The sequence below is a fragment of the Corynebacterium sp. HMSC068G04 genome, from assembly GCF_001814885.1.
Classification (GTDB): domain Bacteria; phylum Actinomycetota; class Actinomycetes; order Mycobacteriales; family Mycobacteriaceae; genus Corynebacterium; species Corynebacterium hiratae.
This window is the reverse complement of record NZ_KV818325.1, coordinates 1-1,396: the sequence shown is the minus strand read 5'-3', so window position 1 is coordinate 1,396 and position 1,396 is coordinate 1. Positions and strand designations below refer to the sequence as shown.

General features: G+C 56.2%; 1 protein-coding gene. It reads right to left on the bottom strand.

From position 1 onward, the window contains the following. Positions 1-672 precede the first annotated feature (672 nt). Positions 673-1,254 carry a hypothetical protein gene (locus HMPREF2993_RS06150; RefSeq protein ID WP_083318711.1) on the bottom strand — a complete coding sequence of 194 codons (582 nt, stop codon included), beginning with the start codon at positions 1,252-1,254 and terminating at the stop codon, positions 673-675. Positions 1,255-1,396 lie beyond the last annotated feature (142 nt).

The following is a 1,396-nucleotide window of genomic DNA, read 5'->3' as shown; positions in this document are numbered from 1 at the left end:
CAGTACGGCACCGGCAAACGCGCCCGCACGAATGTCGATTTGGGGTAGTTGGTACCGCGAGTCCGCGTAGTTGGTACCGGTGTTCCGTGTATCCGGTACTGCAAGGGGTTTTCTTTCATAGTTGATGTTGGCGACATCACAATCCGCTGGTGTTGCGTCAACTTCTACTTGGAAGGAGCTGGTCCTTGTGGCCAACTTCAAGCAGATCATTGCGATGTGCCTTGATGGTGCTAGCTAGGCGCAGTTCACACACGCATTGGGGTGTTCACGACGGGAAGTATCCCGTGCAAAGAAAGTCATCTCTGATGAGGGTTGACTTCAAAGATTTTCCGTCAGCTCCCGCCGGGTGGTTTGATGATCGATTCAGTGATGGCCGGAGTAAGAGGTCTTTGTCCTATGACCTGCTGTATCTCGGCGGGGCATGTCGGTGTCAACGTCTAGGGGTATTGAGCAGAGTGATATTTAGCCCGCTGCGTTCGGCTTGGTCGATGTGGATTTGGTCAGGAAACCAGGATGAGGCCGCCGATCCAGCTAAGGAAACGGACGGGGCCTATCGGTGCCAAATGATGCCAAATGGTGCTACCCTAGAGTTATTGCCACCTGTTACGACAGGATCGGAAGAAGACCCTGGGACCCCAGCCGGACGACTGGACTCAGGGTCTTCGCCTGCCTCTAGAGGGAATCCGGGGTGGGACGGTTGAGGACCACTTTCTCGTGCAGCTTCTCCCAGTACTGCTCTTCCCCTAGATGGACGGAGTTCAGTGCTCCCAGAACGGCATCTGGAATCCAGAGCAGGGGATCATCGCCACCGCGTACGTGTCGCAGTCGGATGCCAGCACTTTGTCCCTGGCCCTGCAGGGCAACTATATGGGCGACGTCTCGCCTGTTTTGTGCTTCTTGCCGGCTTTCCAAAGTGACGTTGTGGACGTGCATCTCGGAGAGCTCGAAGTACATCTGCTCCAAGCATTTCCTGCGGTGCCTCTCCGTCTTCTTGCTCACTTCACTCCGGTGGGTGATGATCGCTTGCATGGAGTCGATCTCAGAAAGGGTGTCCACGATTTTTCGGCGTCGGCTATTACGTTCGTCGGTCCAGTGAAGTTTGACCTGGCCAGGAAGTCGTAGTGGACGCAGCTCCTCGCGTATTTTTTCCAAGTCTTGAGTGTCGATGATGGCTGCACACACCATGTACTCCTGCCGGTCTGGGGGTCTAAGGGCGGAGGACTCATCGATGTAGGCGACTAGCTGTGATTCCACCCTGAAATTGTAGCCCGTCCGGGCCGACGCACCCCTCGGCCCGGTACCAACTACCCGGAACACGGCAGTACCGAGTCCCCAGAACACCGGTACCAAAAACTCGCATCTGACACACGAAGACCCTGCGTGACAACGCCCAGGC